Origin of the sequence: Eubacterium album, assembly GCF_025336545.1 — a bacterium.
Classification (GTDB): domain Bacteria; phylum Bacillota; class Clostridia; order Lachnospirales; family Lachnospiraceae; genus Eubacterium_U; species Eubacterium_U album.
In genome coordinates, this window is the sequence record NZ_JAODBU010000003.1 from 122,266 (window position 1) to 139,281 (window position 17,016).

Sequence of the window (17,016 nt, forward strand, 5' to 3'; positions counted from 1 at the left end):
AACCTGTCCCTTTTTTTGAGGATACTACGAATGCCACAAAAATTACCGCAAAATTGCCACATCAGTATAATTGAATAAGTGAATATGAAACTTTATAATAAACAAAGGCAGACGAATGATTAGAGGGGAAAAATGGATAAGATAATAAAAAAGACAATCATAGGAGTTATGTTATGCGTTGCCTGCATAACAATATGTGCATGCAATGGAAAAGAAAAAATAAAAGAGACAACTGCTGTAAATGATAATACATATATAGAAGAAACAACAAATCAAGAAGTAAGTACAAATAATGAAGAAAGTACACAGGATGCTTTAGATGAAGCGATTAAGCAGTTAGAAGAATTAAATGATATTTTAAAGGATTAAAAGGAAGGGTAAAATGAAAAGAATAGCACAGACATTTTTTATAACAATGACAATAATTATGATTTATAGCATGAGTGCATTTGCGGCAGTAGATTATAATGTTATGACAAATGAAGAATTAGATGTAATTATAGAAGACAATAATTCTATTATTGATACTAAAAGTGTAAAACTTACAGAAATAAACAATAAATGCATAGAATTAATAAAAAAGAATACAAAACCAACAGAAGAATTTAAAATAAAAATAAATGAATATACTGAAAATTTGAAAATATATACTGAAAGAATACGTGCACAGAAGGAAGTGTGCCAGAAGAAAAGCTTAAAGATGGAAAATGCAAAATTAAATAATAAGAAGAAAAGTTATATAAAAAAACAACAGATAAAATATATAAAGAGTCAGAACAAGCTTTCATCTATTTTGAGAAAAGCTACAAAAGAATCAAATGAAATGAAAAAATATATTAGAAGCAGTCAAAAAGTAACAGAAAGCAAGGTTATTACTACAACAGACAGAAGATTAAATTGCTATAACCGAAAAATACAGATAGCATCGTTAGAATTAGAATCTGTAGTTTCAGAAAATTAAAGATAACCGTAAATAGGAGGAAACAAAATGAACAAAGTTCATTTTTTATAAATGTTTCCGACGAATAGCCGCTGACCGAAGGGCGGGGGCATTACATATTTTATAAGAGGGATAAAAATGAGCGAATTAATTTATATAGCTGATGATGAAAAGAATATACGTGAGTTAGTAAAATGTTTCTTAGAAAATCAGGGATATGAAGTTGAGACATTTTCTAATGGAGATGATTTATTTAAAAGATATAAAGAAAAAAATGCTGATATGATAATTTTAGATGTTATTATGCCGGGAACAGATGGTGTGGAAATATGCAGGCAGATAAGACAAATAGCAAATGTTCCAATAATCATTTTATCAGCAAAAGATAGCGAAGAGGATAGGATAAAAGGAATAAGTGTTGGCGGGGATGATTATCTGACAAAGCCGTTTTCACCAATAGAACTTGTGGCGAGAGTTCAGGCATTATTTAGAAGAATTTCGATGGATAAGGTAGAAAAAGTAGAAAAGGTTACATTTGGAAATATAAAAATTGATGTGACTAAGAAGCAGGCATATGTAGATGATGAGGAAATTGCTCTTACACCACTGGAATTCGACTTCCTTAAATATCTTATACAAAAGAATAATCAGGCAATTTCTAGAGAAGAATTGCTTAAAGAAGTGTGGAAAATCGCATATGATATTGATACAAGAGCTACAGATGATACAGTAAAGAGGCTTAGAAGAAAAATAGCAGACAGCAATGTAGAAATAAAAACAGTATGGGGATATGGATTTAAAATGGCATTAAAAAAGTAGGTGTAAAATGAGAACGATATATAAACAATTATTGTCATCAATGCTTGCAATTTCAGTTGCAGTACCTATTATAATCTTAGTTATTTTTAATGTTGTAATGACTAATAATATACAGACCACGGCTAAAAAGGAATTATCAAGCACAATGACAACGATGGAAAAACTTGTGCAAACATCGTATGAAGAAGGGGACTCATCAGAACTCCTTACTAATTTAGTTGCAGCTCTTACTTCCACAAAATTATCAGGAAACACTAATTTTTATATTTTGAGAAATGAAAATATAAGTTTTAAGAGTGATAGTGGGTTTGAAATAAATGATGGTCAGATAATAAAAATTTCAAAATCAAAAAAAGATATCCACAGAGAAAAAATTAATAATTATCAGTGCTACATTTCAGTTGTATCTTTAGACAATTACGAGGGTGTTAAAAATGCATCAATGGTATTTGTAACGAATACGAGGACTGGGACGGACAATCTTGTAAATTCTAATGTAATATTAATGATTATTATACTTATTTGCATGATAGTAAGTGTTGTATTTTCCGTAAAATTGTCAAAAAGTATTAGCAATCAGATTATGAAAGCCTGTGCTTACGCAAATGAAGTAGGAAATGGAATATTTACAAATAAAATTGAAGGACAGTCAAATAAAGAAATAGAAGATTTGTATAAGAGCCTTAATCATATGGCTGCAAAATTAAAAGCAAATGACGAAAATCAAAAGAGTTTTTATCAGAATATTTCTCACGAGTTTAGAAATCCACTTATGTCAATACAAGGTTATGCAGAAGGTATTGAAAGTGGAATATTAAGCGATAATGTAGGGGCGGCATCAGTCATCAGACAGGAAAGTATAAAACTAAATAAGATGGTGGCTGAACTTCTTACATTATCCAAATTTGATAGTAAGATGTATAATGTTTCCATTGAGAAATTTAATGCAAGAGAGATTATGTTAGATGCTTTGCAGAGAATAAAAGGAATTGCATTAAAAGAAGAAATCGATATTGATATGGAAATAGATAAACAGATGAGCATAAATATTGACGAAGATTTGTTCCATAATGTTATTTTAAACATTACATCAAATTGTATTAGATATGCAAAAAAACAGGTTTTTATCAGAGGATATGTAATGGAAGGTAAAAACGTAATTGAAATATACGATGATGGAGATGGAACAATTGAAAAGAACATTCCTCATTTGTTTGAAAGATTCTATAAAGGAGAAAAAGGAAACTTCGGATTAGGTCTTGCAATAGCAAAAGAAGCAATGGAAAACATGAATGGAAATATAACTGCAATACCAAATGGAGAAAGCAAAATTCCGGGAAATTATAAAATTAAATTTTTGCTATGTTTTAGCTAATATTTGTCAAATTAATTTGGTTAAGGCAAATTGAATATTAAAAAATGCCAAAATGGGAAAAGAGTTGTATTAATAATTAACAGATATTTACTCTACTTTATTAACATTAGTAAGTTTTTCTTGACAAATTCTGTATTTTGCGTAAAGTTAAAAAAGACGAAATGACAAAGAACGGAGAAAAACAGAATGTTTAATGAAAAAATGGTTTTGTGTGCGTCTAATGCATATGAAAAAAAGTATTATTTAAACGATCAATTTTCTAATCTTCCGGAGCGTGTAAAACAGGAATTGCAGATTATGTGTGTGCTGTTTACAGAAGAAGTAGGTGGAATTCTTATTTTGCAATATGAAGAAGATGGAACATTACAGATTGTCACAGAGGCAGATGAGGGAGACCTTTTATATGATGATATAGGATGTGGATTAAAGGTTAAGCAGATGCAGCTTGATAAGAGAGAACTTTTAGAATCACTGGAAATGTACTATAAAGTATTTGTTTTAGGAGAGGAATAAATGTTAATTACAGTTGACGCCGGTAATACTAATATTACACTTGGTGTATTTAAAGAAAAAAAAGTTTATGCTACATTTAGAATGACAACTCAGATGGCAAGAACATCAGATGAATATGGAGTATTAATTGCAGAAATGCTTGGACGAAAAGGTATTTCACCTAAAGATATTGAAGCAGTAATAATATCATCGGTTGTACCTAAGATTATGTACTCATTAACAAATGGAATTTACAAATATATTGGATTACATCCTATTGTTATTGAGGCAGGCACAAAGACGGGAATAAAGATTCAGCGTGCAAATCCTAGGGAAGTTGGAACAGATAGAATCGTAGATGCAGTAGGTGCATATGAATTGTATGGTGGACCATGTATTGTAATTGATTTTGGAACAGCTACAACATATGATTTAATTACAAAAGATGGAACATTTGCAGCAGGAGTTACATCTCCGGGTATCAGAATTTGCGCAAAGGCATTATGGAATGATACTGCAAAGCTTCCTGAAATTGAAATTAAAAAGCCTGAATCAATACTTGGAAAAGATACAATTACGAGTATGCAGGCGGGTATAGTTTATGGCTATATCGGACAGACAGAGTACATCATAGATAATATGAAAAAGGAAAGCGGACTTCTCAACGCAAAAGTTATTGCAACAGGTGGTCTTGGAAGAATTATTTATGAAAATACGGATAGAATAGATATTTATGATAAGGAACTCACTCTTCAGGGAATGAGACTTATTTACGAAAAAAATAAAAAGTAAAGGTGCTTAATGAAGATAGGAAATATTGAAATTGAAAATTGTTTGGCACTTGGACCAATGGCAGGAGTAACAGACCTGCCATTTCGCTTGTTGTGTAAAGAGATGGGGTGCAACATGCTTTACACGGAAATGGTTAGTGCAAAGGCAATTCTATATAAAAACAAGAATACCAAAGAATTATTGAATATAGATAAAAATGAACATCCTGTAGGAGTTCAGTTATTTGGCTCTGACCCTGATATAATGGCACAGATTGCAGCACAGGTTGAAGAAGGAGAGTGCGATTTTATCGACATAAATATGGGATGCCCGGTTCCTAAAATTGTAAATAACGGCGAAGGCTCAGCATTATTAAAACAGCCAAAACTAGTAGAAGAAATTCTTACAAAAATGGTTAAGGCCGTAAATAAACCTGTCACTGTAAAGATACGAAAAGGCTTTGAAAATGGAACGGTTTATGCTGTTGAAATTGCAAAAATTGCAGAAAGCTGTGGTGTATCGGCTATAGCAGTTCATGGAAGAACGAGAGAACAATACTATAGTGGCAAGGCAGATTGGGATGTAATAAAAGATGTAAAAAAAGCAGTAAAGATTCCCGTAATTGGAAATGGAGATATTTTTTCAGCTGAGGATGCAAAGGCAATGAAAGAATATACCGGATGTGACGGATTAATGGTTGCAAGAGGTGCAAGAGGAAATCCATGGATATTTAGAGAAATTAAAGAATATCTTGAAAATGGGAATGTTATAGACAAACCGACAATAAATGATATAAGAGAAATGATTATAAGACATGCTAAAATGCTTGTTAATTATAAAGGTGAGTATACAGGTATTAGAGAAATGCGAAAACATATAGCATGGTATACGGCAGGTTTGCCACATTCAGCAGAACTTAGACGTATGTGTAACCAGATTGAAACTATGGAAAATTTGGTAGAGACGGTTAACGCGAAACTGCAATAAACATTGACATTAATGCCGTGTTAGGCTATTATTAATTGTAAAACTTTAAATATAAAAATTTGATCGGAGGATTAAAAAAATGGCAGAAACAAAGAAGAACGTACTTACAAAAGCCGGACTTGATAGATTGGAAAAAGAATTAGAAGATTTAAAGGTAAATAGACGTAGAGAAGTCGCTCAGAAAATTAAGGAAGCAAGAGAACAGGGCGATTTATCAGAAAACGCTGAATATGATGCTGCAAAAGATGAGCAGAGAGATATTGAAGCAAGAATAGATGAAATCGAAAAAATTCTTAAAAATGTTGAAGTAGTTGCGGATGAGGACGTTGATATTAATAAAATCAGTGTTGGATGTCATGTAAAAATCTACGATTATGAATTTGATGAAGAATTAGAATTTAGCATTGTAGGTTCTACAGAAGCAAACAGTCTTCAGCAGAAACTTTCAAATGAATCTCCATTAGGAATGGCATTACTTGGTCATGAAGTAGGTGATGATGTACTTGTTGAATTAGCAGATGGAGAAGCTAAATATAAAGTATTAGAGATTAAGAAGGTACTTTAATTTTAATAAAAATTCACAAAAAGATATAGATATAAAGGAGTAACAATGGGACAGCAGAATAACCAGAATCAGCAGCAGGATATTAATCAGCTTTTAAAGGTAAGACGTGAAAAATTAGCTGATTTGCAGGAAAAGGGAAAGGATCCTTTTCAGATTACAAAATATGAAGTAACACATCATAGCCAGGAAATTAAAGATAATTTTGACAAGTTAGAATGTGGACATGATGAAGAAGGAAAATTAATCAGAGAAGACTCTAAATTAGTTTCAATTGCCGGACGTATTATGTTAAAACGTGTAATGGGTAAGGCTTCATTCTGTAACGTTCAGGATAGAGATGGTAACATTCAGGTTTATGTTGCAAGAAATGATATAAGCAAAGAAGAACCATGGGAAGAATATAAGGATTTCAAGAAAATGGATATCGGTGATATCGTTGGAGTTAAAGGTTATCCATTTAAGACTAAGACAGGTGAAATGAGTATTCATGCAACAGAAGTTACTCTTCTTACAAAGAGTCTTCAGATTCTTCCTGAAAAGCATCATGGTCTTACAAATACAGATATGAGATACCGTCAGAGATATCTTGATTTAATTATGAATCAGGAATCAAAGGAAACTTTCATTAAGCGTTCAAAGATTATTAAGGAAATCAGAAACTTCCTTGATGCAAAAGACTTTATGGAAGTCGAGACACCTATGCTTGTACACAACGCAGGTGGTGCAGCAGCAAGACCATTTGAAACACATTACAATTCATTAGATGAAGATGTTAAACTTCGTATTTCTCTTGAATTATACCTTAAGAGACTTATCGTTGGTGGTTTAGAAAGAGTATACGAAATCGGTAGAGTATTTCGTAACGAAGGTGTAGATACAAGACATAATCCTGAATTTACACTTATGGAATTATATCAGGCATATACAGATTACTATGGTATGATGGACCTTACAGAAGAAATGTTCAGATACCTTGCAGAAAAAGTTGTTGGAAGTACAAAGTTTACTTACAACGGAATTGAAATCGATTTTGGTAAGCCATTTGAAAGAATCACAATGGTTGATTGTATTAAGAAATACACAGGCATTGATTTTGATACAGTTGCTACAGATGAAGAAGCTAAGGCTTTAGCAAAAGAACACAATATTGAATTTGAAGAAAGACATGGAAAGGGTGAAATCATTAACCTCTTCTTTGAAGAATTCTGTGAAAAGAACCTTATCCAGCCTACATTTGTTATGGATCATCCAATTGCAATTTCTCCACTTACTAAGAAAAAACCGGAAGATCCTACTAAGGTAGAACGTTTTGAGTTATTCATTAATACATGGGAAATGTGCAACGCATACTCAGAACTTAATGATCCGATTGATCAGAGAGAAAGATTTAAACTTCAGGATGCAGCTGCTGACGCAGGTGATGAAGAAGCTAACCATACAGATGAAGACTTCTTGTATGCACTTGAAGTAGGTATGCCTCCAACAGGTGGTATAGGTTATGGAATAGACAGACTTTGTATGTTATTAACTGATTCACAGGCTATTAGAGATGTATTGTTATTCCCGACAATGAAAAGTTTAGACAGCCCTGTTAAGGAAAATAAGGCAGCTAAGAGTGATGAAGCAGAAAATTGCGACCAGAATGCGACTGTTGAAGAAAAGATTGATTTTTCAAATGTAAAGATTGAACCTTTATTTGAAGAAGAAGTTGATTTTGAAACATTTAGCAAGTCAGACTTTAGAGCAGTTAAGGTTAAAGAGTGTGTTGCAGTACCAAAGAGCAAAAAACTTTTACAGTTTACACTTGATGATGGCACAGGCGTAGATAGAACAATCCTTTCTGGTATTCATGCATATTATGAACCAGAAGAATTAGTTGGAAAGACACTTATTGCTATTACAAACCTTCCACCTAGAGCAATGATGGGAATTGAATCTTGTGGTATGTTACTTTCAGCAGTAAACAACCTTAAAGATTCAGAGGATGAAGAACTTCATCTTCTTATGGTTGATAACCATATTCCAGCAGGTGCAAAGCTCTATTAAGATGATGTAAAGATGTACCGTTTTACTGAATAGACGGGACGTACTTCATTTGATAAAAAACTAAAAAAACAGCGATTTACATCAAACTTACATCAATTGATGCAGAAATCGGTGCAAGCAAGAAAAAATCGCATAATTAGTGCAATGAGTGGGCAATTCCAATCGGAGTTGCCCATTTTTAAAACAAACAGAAATACAAATCGGAATTTAAAAGGATGATGATATGATGGATAAATTAAAAAAGAACATGGTTTTCTACCTACTGTTGCTGATAGATTTTTATATCGTTCCTTGGTTTATAAAAGACACAGGAAGTGCAATGATTGTTATGTTAGTAATTATTCCTCTAATATGTTTAATAACCTCTGTTTTTTATGGGATTAGGAATGGTTTTAACTTCTGGTATATTTTGATTGTAGCAATAATGTTTGCGCCATCCATATTTATATTTTATAACTCAAGTGCATGGGTTTATGTAGTTGGATATGCTGTTATTGCATTATTGGGAAATTTAATAGCATTGCCATTAAGAAAAAGATAACTTCCAGTTTATAAAATTAAGAAAATGGAATTTAAGGAGGAGTATGTAAATGAAATTAGCAGATTTAGCAACAGGCTCTGATTGGATAGTGTGGATTGTCTTTGCGATATTTGTTGTACTTTCTATTATTTTACTTTCTGGACATGGAAGCTGGTTCATTTCTGGATATAATATAGCTTCAAATGAAGAAAAGGAAAAATATGATGAAAAGAAGTTATGCAGAACAATGGGAATTGGAATGTCTATTATAGCAATTCTTGCATTAACTATGGGCTTGTTTGAAAATATTTTGCCTGCATTTTTTGTATATATTGCATTGGGGATTATTTTGGTTGATGTCGTGGTAATTATCATTTTAGGAAACACACTATGCAGAAAGTAATAACTTCCAGTTTTTGAAACTGAGAAATCGGAATTTGTGGAGAGATTTCCTGAACTTTCCTTATTTTACAGGCTTTTCAGCCCATTAGATAGTGAAATGATATGTATTTTCCCTTATTTTTGCCCTTATGCGGAATCCGTAAGGGAAATAAGGGAAATTTTTGTTTAAGCGTTGCTCGCTACTTTATCAAGAAGTCTTGCGGAATCCCGTTTTGCTTTTCTTGTTGAGTGAGCGTAAATATTCATTGTGGTACTGACATCAGAATGTCCTAACAGTTCCTGTACATCTTTCGGAGCCGCCCCGTTGGAGAGCAGGTTGCTGGTATAGGTGTGACGTAACTGGTGGAAGTGAAAATCTTCAAATCCTTCCAGCTTCTTTGACACTGACCTGCAAGCAATGCCGAGTGTACTCGGCAGTTCCAGACTACCATCCGGTCTGAGGCAGACAAAGGATATTTCTTTATAATCTGCCGGGACTTCCTGCGTTCCGTCAAGGTGATAGTATTCATAATACACCCTGTTTTTTACATGCACCTCTTTGTAGTAGTTGCGGTGGTAAAGTTCCCCGTACTGCATCCGGCTTTTCAGTTGTTCCCGTCTTGCTGCTTTCAATATTTCAGTCAGTGTATCTCCAAAATCAACAATCCTTACTTTCTTTCGCTTGGTTGTTCCAATCACATTTTTATGCTTCGTTCCGTCATAACGGATACTGCGTTTTATGGTCAGGCATTGTTCTTCAAGGTTGATGTCCTGCCATGTAAGACCACAGGTTTCCCCGATACGAAGTCCTGCATAATATGCGATCTGAATCGGCAGAATTGCAGGTGGATTTTTCTTTTCCAGATACTTGATAAGCCGCTCGTAATCCTCATGTGAAATCGGCTGTGTACCTTCTTCTACCTCATCATCAGAAAAGAGGTCAACTTCCTCTGCCTGTCGTTTCAGCTTGATATATTGCATTGGATTGAAACTGATTAACTGTTTTGGAAATACTGCAAAACGGAAAGACTGCTGTAACACTGCGGAAAAAGAATGGATATAATCTTTGCTATATCCTTTTCGCACTTTTCCATCCGGAAACTCGCCACCGAATGTAAGCAGGTCGAGAAAACTCTGTAAATGTTCAGCGGTAACTGTTTTTAACTTTCGGTCTGCAATCGGGTGTTTTTTGATACATCGGATTGCACCAAGATAATTTTCCACTGTGCCATTGCTGAGTGTTCCGGCTTTCAGTTCTTCTTCCGCCCACATATCCAGAAGTTCTCCTACCGTAAGGCTTTCTGCCCTTGCGACAAACTTCTTATTTTCATAATCTTCCAGTGCTTTGCGGAGAAGCTTTTCCGTCTCACTTTTACTTTCGGTTCCGGCGTATTCTTTCTGAACCATTTTTCCGCTTGCGTCCTCTACATAGAAGCGATAGTACCATTTCTTTCCTTTTTTTCTAACAGATCCTTTTGCCATAATCGTATGTCTCCTTTCGATATCAGACAATCGGAACTGCTGAAATGCTTCTTGCGTGTAAGTATATCACAACTCCGGTTGTCTTACTATACCGATTCAGAATCCTCATACATAACTTCGGATAAAAGATTTGCAAGCCTTTGTTCTGCCGCTTCCGGTTTCTTTGAATAGAGCCTTACAACATCTGCCATATCGTTAAATGCGTTGACAGTATGCGTGATCTCCCTGAGAAACATAATCTCATTATATTCATCTTTCGATTCAAATCCCATTACTTTAGCAATGTCCGCATCTTTGGTACTGCCTTTGTAATTTTTACAGGCGAACTGAAACGAATCCAGAAACAGTTCATATTGCTTTAACATTAACAGCAGTAAGTCTTTAGAAAAAGCGTCTTCTGTTTTATTAAGATCAAGAGGTAACTGTTTGAGAATATCGCCCATCACATCACGAATCTGCAATTCTTTCTTATCCGTAATATCAGTTTCATATTCATCGGTTTCCCCTTTGAGCCATTCAATCGATACATGAAGTGCTTCCGAAAGACCTTCCAGTACCATCTTTTTGGTATTGTCAATCGAACCATTCTCATAACGCAGGATTGTGGAAGCGGTAACTCCCATCTTCTCTGCGACATAAGGCTGTGTCAGATTTAATTCGAGACGGCGCTGTTTTGCCCTGCTGCCGATCAGCTTGCGTAGTTCTTTATCTTTCATGCTGATGTGCCTCCTTTTTCGGTATGTCATTACTATACCACGCAACAAAATATATTGCAATATGCAATTAATGGAAAAAGAATAAAATTTCATAATGCTTGACAAAGCAATATAAACACGCTATACTGACAGCACAAATGAAATTGCATAATGCAATTTAAAAGGAGGTGGTCATATGACACAAAGAAAGATTGCCTTATCTATTGAAGAAGCTGCTGATTATACGGGAATCGGCAGGAACACCCTGAGAAAACTGGTGGAATGGAAGAAACTTCCGGTATTAAAGGTCGGGAGAAAAGTCCTGATCAAAACGGATATGCTGGAACTTTTTATGGAAGCCAACGAGGGCAGAGACTTGAGGGATAAGGGAAATGTGAAAGCAGTCACAAGAAACGGTTCAACTTAAAAAAGCGGTTCCCGAAGAAACCGCCAAAGGTTCTATCAGACCGGAGTCATGATATACCTACACGCAAACAGATTATACCATGTACTTCGTCTGACAGACAACAGGAAACTTATGTTTGGAAGAAAAAGAAAGGACGATGATATTTATGGCAAGATCAACAAAGAGTTATGAGGAGCGTATGCTCCAGTTGGAAAAGAAAGAACAGGAAAGCCTTGAGAAAGCAAAACAGTATGCAGCACAGAAACGGGAACTGAAGAAACGTCAGAAAGATGTGGAAACCAAAAAGCGGACACACAGGCTCTGCCAGATTGGTGGTGCGGTGGAATCGGTGCTGGGTTCTGCGATTGAGGAAGATGATATCCCAAAGCTGATCGGCTTCTTAAAAAGGCAGGAAGCAAATGGGAGATTCTTCTCAAAGGCAATGCAGAAAGAGCCAGTTGCGAATACGGAGGAAGTGTAATGCCGGAGGGAGTGGATTTTTCATTCCCTTCATTGCTTTTTCATGAAGGGCGCACTTATGGACAACCAGAGGTCGTCCGTATAAGTTTGCCACAGGTGGCAACCGGTCTGCGCTTACGCTTGCCGGGCTCGTTCCGTCGGCGGGCATTTCATGCAGACCTGCTCATGCCGCAGGAGGCACTCTTCGCCAGAGGGGCGCATTCCATGCAGGCTGTTATGCACAGGGCACTCTTACGCAGAGGGCGTTCCGGCAGATACCATTTTCTTTTTGGGAAAACGTTACCTGCCGGAAATCAAAGCCGGATACGGCAGAAAGGGGGAAACGGATCATGGCGATTTTTCATTATACAGTAAAGATTGTTGGACGCAGCAAAGGGAAATCCATCATATCAGCATCTGCCTATCTCAATGGTGATGTGATGAAAAATGAAGAAACCGGCAGAATCAGCTACTACACTTCCAAAAGAGAAGTTGTTTATACCAGCCTGTTGATGTGTGAAAATGCACCACAGGAATGGCTGAATGTACCTGCTGAAAATATCAGACGGTTCCAGAAATCTGTCCGATATAAAAGGGCAGATAACAAAGAAGCCGCACTGAAAAAATTTAAACTTACTTTTCAGAAGCAGCGTTTATGGAATGAAGTTTTGAAGATTGAGAAGACCTCGGATGCACAACTCGGCAGGTCATTTGAATTTTCGCTTCCGAAAGAATGGAGCCGACAGGAACAGATTGATTATACAACTGAATATATTCAAAAGACCTTTGTAGATAAGGGAATGTGTGCGGACTGGAGTATCCACGATAAAGGAGATGGAAATCCCCATGTGCATTTACTTGTGACGATGCGACCATTCAATCCAGACCACTCATGGGGGAACAAAGAAATCAAGGATTGGGAGTTTGTCAGAGATGAAAATGGAAATATTGTGGTGGATGAATCCCATCCGGACTGGTGGCAGGATAAAAAGAACCCTGACCGTCATGGAATCCGAATCCCCGTACTTGATGAAAATGGAGTCCAGAAAGTCGGGACAAGGAACCGCAAACAGTGGAAACGTGTATTAACCGATGCTACCGGGTGGAACAATCCGAAAAATTGTGAGCTATGGCGGAGCGAATGGGCAAACGTCTGTAATGCACATTTGAAAACGGAAAATCACATTGACCACCGTTCTTATGCAAGGCAGGGAAAATTAGAGATACCGACGATCCATGAGGGCGCAGATGCCAGAAAAATTGACGAGAAATTTCAAAACGGACAGACATCCTCTACTTCATGGAAAGTAGAGGAAAACCAGATCATAAAAAGACAAAATGCACTGCTGGATAAAATACAGATTTCTTTTGGAAAAGTATCCAGTGCATTAACACAATGGAAGGAGCGATTGCGTGACATTAGAAGAAAGCCGGGAAGTCATTCCCATGATGGAGACAATGATAAACCAGATCGAGGAACAGCAGAATCTTATGGCAGAGATGGTACAGGAATTGCAGGAACGGGACAGGCAGCTCCTGTCTTTTCAGGAGCAGAACCAGAGTTTAAAAAGCTTAAACAGCGAATTATCCAGGCTGCTAAATCTTTTGCCAGATACAGAAGAACTGCTCTCACAGATCGAGCAACAGAAAACCAGAATCGAACAGTTGGAAAACGAGAATCAGCAATGGCAGGAATTAACGCAGAAGCTGAACAACGAGAACAGCTTATTGCAGAAACAGAACAGCGAATTGCTGACCTTAAACAGCAGATAGAGAAAGCGAGGGAGATCGATGGGCGAATGCAGAAACTTAGAGAACGTCGGGCAGGTGGAAGAACTTCTGCTGATGACCGAACAGATGCAGGACGAACTGGATCAGAAAGACCAGACAATCCAGGAACTAAACAGGCAGCTAAGCGAATCGCTGACCTTGAACGAGAAATTGAACAGCGAAAACAGAGCCGAGAATATCGAAGCATTGCGGACAAGATTAAGGCAAACAGAGGAACGATTGACCAGCGAGACAGACAGCAGGAAAAGAGCCGACGCAGAAGCCGTGGCATGGAAATTTAAGTATGAAAAAGCAGAGCAGGAAAAACTTTATGCACAGACACACCAAAAGACGGTAGAGGTAGCTGTTGAGAAAAAAGTGCCTTATGAGAAATGTGAAAAATGTGACCGTACTGCTTACCGGAAAGCAAAAGAAAAATGCGATAGCCGTAAAAGCCAGTTAGAAAAGAAATATAAAAATATGACGATTGGTTATGAAAGTATCTTGTTTCTACTGGCATGGTACAGCATAACAACAACACTGTTTACTGCGATTCTTTCGCCGGTTTTCCTTAACGACTGTATCGTCTTTTTCGGTGCGTTAGGAAAAGGAATGGGAAGTTTATTTCGGGAGTTTGTGACAGGTGCAGACTCTTTCGGACAGTTAAGCAGTGGAATACCTAACAGTATTCTTTCCGGGATTGTGTACTGGCTGATTGCCGGTACTGTCATGGCAATTTTATTCGTAATAACCGGGTGGCTGATAATCGGGATTGGTTATCAGGTAGGAAAAATCTACCGGAAATATTGTTGGGATATCATCAGTATCGTGGTAGCGATAACGAGTACAGCTGTTGTAATTTACTTTGGAGAATGGATTAAAAACGCTAATCCGATAAATCTTATTGTATTGCTATTACTGTCGCATATTATTTATATTGGAATCAGATGTTATGTGAAAGACTGGATGGAAGAACGAGGATATTATTAAAAGAGGACAGGGAAATTTCATAATCTTCCTGTCCTTAGTAAGGGACTATTGATTGTTTATATAAAGAAAAAGTATATAAATAAATCTTGACAATTAGTACGAACTCGGACTATACTATAAAAGTCCGGATTCGTACTAATTTAAGGAGAAAAAAGATGAGAAAAGATAATAATATGATAATACAGTTGCAACGATATTATGCTTTATGGAAAGAATGTACAGCAATGTATGAGGAATGGTCAAAGGATCAGGGACTGTCTTCAAATGGAGTTTTTGCTTTGTATTCATTTTATGAAAGTAATGGAAGATGCACGCAGAAAATGATAAGTGAAAAATGGAATATACCTAAGCAAACGGTAAATACGATACTAAAAGATTTTCAGAAAAAAGGATACATCAATATGGTATCTGATGATTCAGACAAGAGAAATAAGCTGATATGCCTCACAGAATCAGGAATGGAATATACGAAAGATATCATAGAAAAACTGCACTCAAAAGAAATATATGTAATCGAAAAAATGGGATTAGAGAATATAGAAAGTCTTAATGATAATACAGAGCTGTTTATCAGACTTTTCAAGGAAGGAGATTGTAAGAAAAATGAATCATAAATCATTATTTTTTAAATATGTTATTCCATCTATTATAGCATTTGCATTATCAGGAATATATGCGATAGTGGATGGATATTTTGTAGGCAATACCATAGGAGATGCTGGACTTTCGGCTATTAATATTGCATATCCGATTGTGGCTTTGATTCAGGCTCTTGGAACAGGAATTGGTATGGGAGGAGCTGTTTATTACTCAATTAATGCAGCAGAAAAGAAAGGAAAACGGGCAGAAGAATTTATTGCTACAAGCTGGTGGCTTCTTGTAATAGTAAGTGTTATCAGTACCATAATTATTTACTCCTTTTCGTCTAAAATTTTAGGATTGCTTGGAGCAGATGGAATTATATTAACAAATGCGACAGATTATATCAAAATTATAGCACTTGGAGCAATATTGCAGATTCTTGGAACTGGAATGATGCCATTCATTAGAAATTATGGAAACTCTTTCTGGTCAATGTTTGCGATGGTTGGTGGATTCATAACCAATATTGTTCTGGATTTTATCTTTGTATGGATATATGAAATGGGCATGAAAGGTGCAGCCACAGCTACAATAGCCGGACAGGGTGTGACTGCAGCAATTGCAATCATATACGCATTATATAATAAAAAGTTTTATGTGTATGTATCCTTAAAAAATGTAAAAGAAATGTGTGGCGCTATATTCAGAGTAGGTCTTGCACCATTTGGGCTAGCATTGACTCCTAATATTTCATTGGTGTTTATAAACCGATTCTCCGCTTCTTATGGGGGAGAAAAAGCTATTGCAACTTATGCATGTGTATCCTATATTATCTGTATCATATATCTCATATTGCAGGGCGTAGGTGATGGAAGTCAACCTTTAATGAGCCGTTTTTATGGTGAGAAGGATCAAGAAAGCCTGAGAGGAGTTCAGAGAATGGCATACATTTTTGCAATAATTCTTGCTGTTTGTGGTGGAATTATCATGTATGTAAACAGAGCAAATATTGGAGGGGTTTTCGGAGCTTCTTATGAAGTAAGTATTGAGATTTCTAAAATTGTACCTATATTTTTAGTGTCATTACCATTTGTTGCGATTACCAGAATAGCGACAGCTGGATTTTATGCTACTGAAAAAAGTGGATTGTTATACATTCTTACATTCATTGAACCAGTATTGATGCTGATATTTATGCTTGTTTTACCACCTTTATTTGGTGGACAGATTATGATATGGTGGAGTACGGTATTGGCACGTGTTTTTTCAGCGATTCTGGCATTCATACTAATAAAATATTGCGAAAAGGGAGATTTGCAATATGGAATACAGAAAATTTAACAATCAGATAGTAGCAAGAATAATCTAGGTTTATCTATTGTATTTTTAAGGACAGCCTCATAGCAATAGGGCTGTCCTTTTAAAATTATGAAGCTAATTTTTAATAAATTCTAGTAGATTTTGATTGGAATAATCATAAATCTAATGAATCTTCAGCATCTACCCACATCTGTAAATTCCCATCAAGATATAACCTTGCATATTCTAATGGCTCATCGATTGCAAGCGATGTCAAAGCACAATCAGATCCAGGTGTGGTTCTTAAATTTTTTTCTGCTTCCCAACAATCAATACGGAGTATATAGCCCGTATTAGTATATACATCAATGCTGTTGCACTGTGGATTGTATTCTGCAAATATTGTTCTCATCGTATCCCATCTCCTTATCATTTAA

20 protein-coding genes are annotated in these 17,016 nt (G+C 36.0%); 17 read left to right on the top strand and 3 right to left on the bottom strand.

What is annotated here, in order from left to right; genetic code table 11:
- Positions 1-132 precede the first annotated feature (132 nt).
- From N5B56_RS03155 to N5B56_RS03205, 11 genes are all read left to right on the top strand, one after another.
- Positions 133-369, top strand: a complete 237-nt coding sequence (locus N5B56_RS03155) for a hypothetical protein (RefSeq protein WP_022088037.1) — start codon at positions 133-135, stop codon at positions 367-369.
- 13 nt (positions 370-382) lie between these two features.
- Positions 383-961, top strand: coding sequence for a hypothetical protein (locus tag N5B56_RS03160; RefSeq protein WP_178514986.1), 579 nt, complete (start codon positions 383-385; stop codon positions 959-961).
- A gap of 117 nt (positions 962-1,078) precedes the next feature.
- Entirely contained in the window at positions 1,079-1,759 is a 681-nt protein-coding gene (locus tag N5B56_RS03165) for a response regulator transcription factor (protein WP_022088035.1), read from the top strand.
- A gap of 7 nt (positions 1,760-1,766) precedes the next feature.
- Positions 1,767-3,134, top strand: coding sequence for a sensor histidine kinase (locus tag N5B56_RS03170; RefSeq protein WP_022088034.1), 1,368 nt, complete (start codon positions 1,767-1,769; stop codon positions 3,132-3,134).
- Positions 3,135-3,320: 186 nt separating this feature from the next.
- Entirely contained in the window at positions 3,321-3,647 is a 327-nt protein-coding gene (locus tag N5B56_RS03175; protein ID WP_022088033.1) for a DUF6145 family protein, read from the top strand.
- Positions 3,648-4,418, top strand: coding sequence for a type III pantothenate kinase (locus tag N5B56_RS03180; RefSeq protein ID WP_117908516.1), 771 nt, complete (start codon positions 3,648-3,650; stop codon positions 4,416-4,418).
- Between the two features lie 9 nt (positions 4,419-4,427).
- Complete coding sequence (dusB, locus tag N5B56_RS03185) at positions 4,428-5,384, top strand: tRNA dihydrouridine synthase DusB (protein ID WP_022088031.1); 957 nt, start codon at positions 4,428-4,430, stop codon at positions 5,382-5,384.
- A gap of 79 nt (positions 5,385-5,463) precedes the next feature.
- On the top strand, positions 5,464-5,949 hold the full coding sequence (gene greA, locus N5B56_RS03190) for a transcription elongation factor GreA (protein ID WP_022088030.1): 486 nt from the start codon (positions 5,464-5,466) through the stop codon (positions 5,947-5,949).
- Between the two features lie 45 nt (positions 5,950-5,994).
- Positions 5,995-7,995 (top strand): lysine--tRNA ligase, encoded by a 2,001-nt coding sequence (gene lysS / locus N5B56_RS03195; RefSeq protein WP_260978370.1) that lies wholly within the window; start codon positions 5,995-5,997, stop codon positions 7,993-7,995.
- Positions 7,996-8,218: 223 nt separating this feature from the next.
- Positions 8,219-8,536, top strand: coding sequence for a DUF2651 family protein (locus N5B56_RS03200; protein ID WP_117452273.1), 318 nt, complete (start codon positions 8,219-8,221; stop codon positions 8,534-8,536).
- A gap of 49 nt (positions 8,537-8,585) precedes the next feature.
- The gene (locus N5B56_RS03205; protein ID WP_117908599.1) at positions 8,586-8,918 is read left to right on the top strand and encodes a DUF3784 domain-containing protein; all 333 of its coding nucleotides are present in this window, start codon (positions 8,586-8,588) and stop codon (positions 8,916-8,918) included.
- A gap of 164 nt (positions 8,919-9,082) precedes the next feature.
- Here N5B56_RS03205 and N5B56_RS03210 read toward each other — a convergent pair whose 3' ends face one another.
- Entirely contained in the window at positions 9,083-10,378 is a 1,296-nt protein-coding gene (locus N5B56_RS03210; RefSeq protein ID WP_024738906.1) for a tyrosine-type recombinase/integrase, read from the bottom strand.
- A gap of 86 nt (positions 10,379-10,464) precedes the next feature.
- Positions 10,465-11,094, bottom strand: a complete 630-nt coding sequence (locus N5B56_RS03215; protein WP_024738907.1) for a helix-turn-helix domain-containing protein — start codon at positions 11,092-11,094, stop codon at positions 10,465-10,467.
- 175 nt (positions 11,095-11,269) lie between these two features.
- Between N5B56_RS03215 and N5B56_RS03220 the strand changes: the two genes are divergently transcribed.
- The 6 genes from N5B56_RS03220 to N5B56_RS03245 all read left to right on the top strand — a co-directional run bounded on the left by N5B56_RS03220 (position 11,270) and on the right by N5B56_RS03245 (position 16,621).
- On the top strand, positions 11,270-11,500 hold the full coding sequence (locus tag N5B56_RS03220; protein ID WP_002578307.1) for a helix-turn-helix domain-containing protein: 231 nt from the start codon (positions 11,270-11,272) through the stop codon (positions 11,498-11,500).
- A gap of 115 nt (positions 11,501-11,615) precedes the next feature.
- The gene (locus tag N5B56_RS03225; protein ID WP_428979575.1) at positions 11,616-11,960 is read left to right on the top strand and encodes a hypothetical protein; all 345 of its coding nucleotides are present in this window, start codon (positions 11,616-11,618) and stop codon (positions 11,958-11,960) included.
- A 328-nt stretch (positions 11,961-12,288) separates the two neighbouring features.
- The gene (locus N5B56_RS03230) at positions 12,289-14,010 is read left to right on the top strand and encodes a MobA/MobL family protein (protein ID WP_260978371.1); all 1,722 of its coding nucleotides are present in this window, start codon (positions 12,289-12,291) and stop codon (positions 14,008-14,010) included.
- Complete coding sequence (locus tag N5B56_RS03235; RefSeq protein WP_009243742.1) at positions 13,949-14,698, top strand: DUF6040 family protein; 750 nt, start codon at positions 13,949-13,951, stop codon at positions 14,696-14,698. The genes N5B56_RS03230 and N5B56_RS03235 overlap by 62 nt, the downstream gene beginning before the upstream one ends.
- 155 nt (positions 14,699-14,853) lie before the next feature.
- Positions 14,854-15,312, top strand: coding sequence for a MarR family transcriptional regulator (locus tag N5B56_RS03240; RefSeq protein WP_108817235.1), 459 nt, complete (start codon positions 14,854-14,856; stop codon positions 15,310-15,312).
- On the top strand, positions 15,302-16,621 hold the full coding sequence (locus N5B56_RS03245; RefSeq protein ID WP_260978372.1) for an MATE family efflux transporter: 1,320 nt from the start codon (positions 15,302-15,304) through the stop codon (positions 16,619-16,621). The genes N5B56_RS03240 and N5B56_RS03245 overlap by 11 nt, the downstream gene beginning before the upstream one ends.
- Positions 16,622-16,754: 133 nt before the next feature.
- Here the strand turns inward: N5B56_RS03245 and N5B56_RS03250 are convergent, their stop codons facing one another.
- The gene (locus N5B56_RS03250; protein WP_428979576.1) at positions 16,755-17,012 is read right to left on the bottom strand and encodes a DUF6061 family protein; all 258 of its coding nucleotides are present in this window, start codon (positions 17,010-17,012) and stop codon (positions 16,755-16,757) included.
- Between the last annotated feature and the right edge of the window lie 4 nt (positions 17,013-17,016).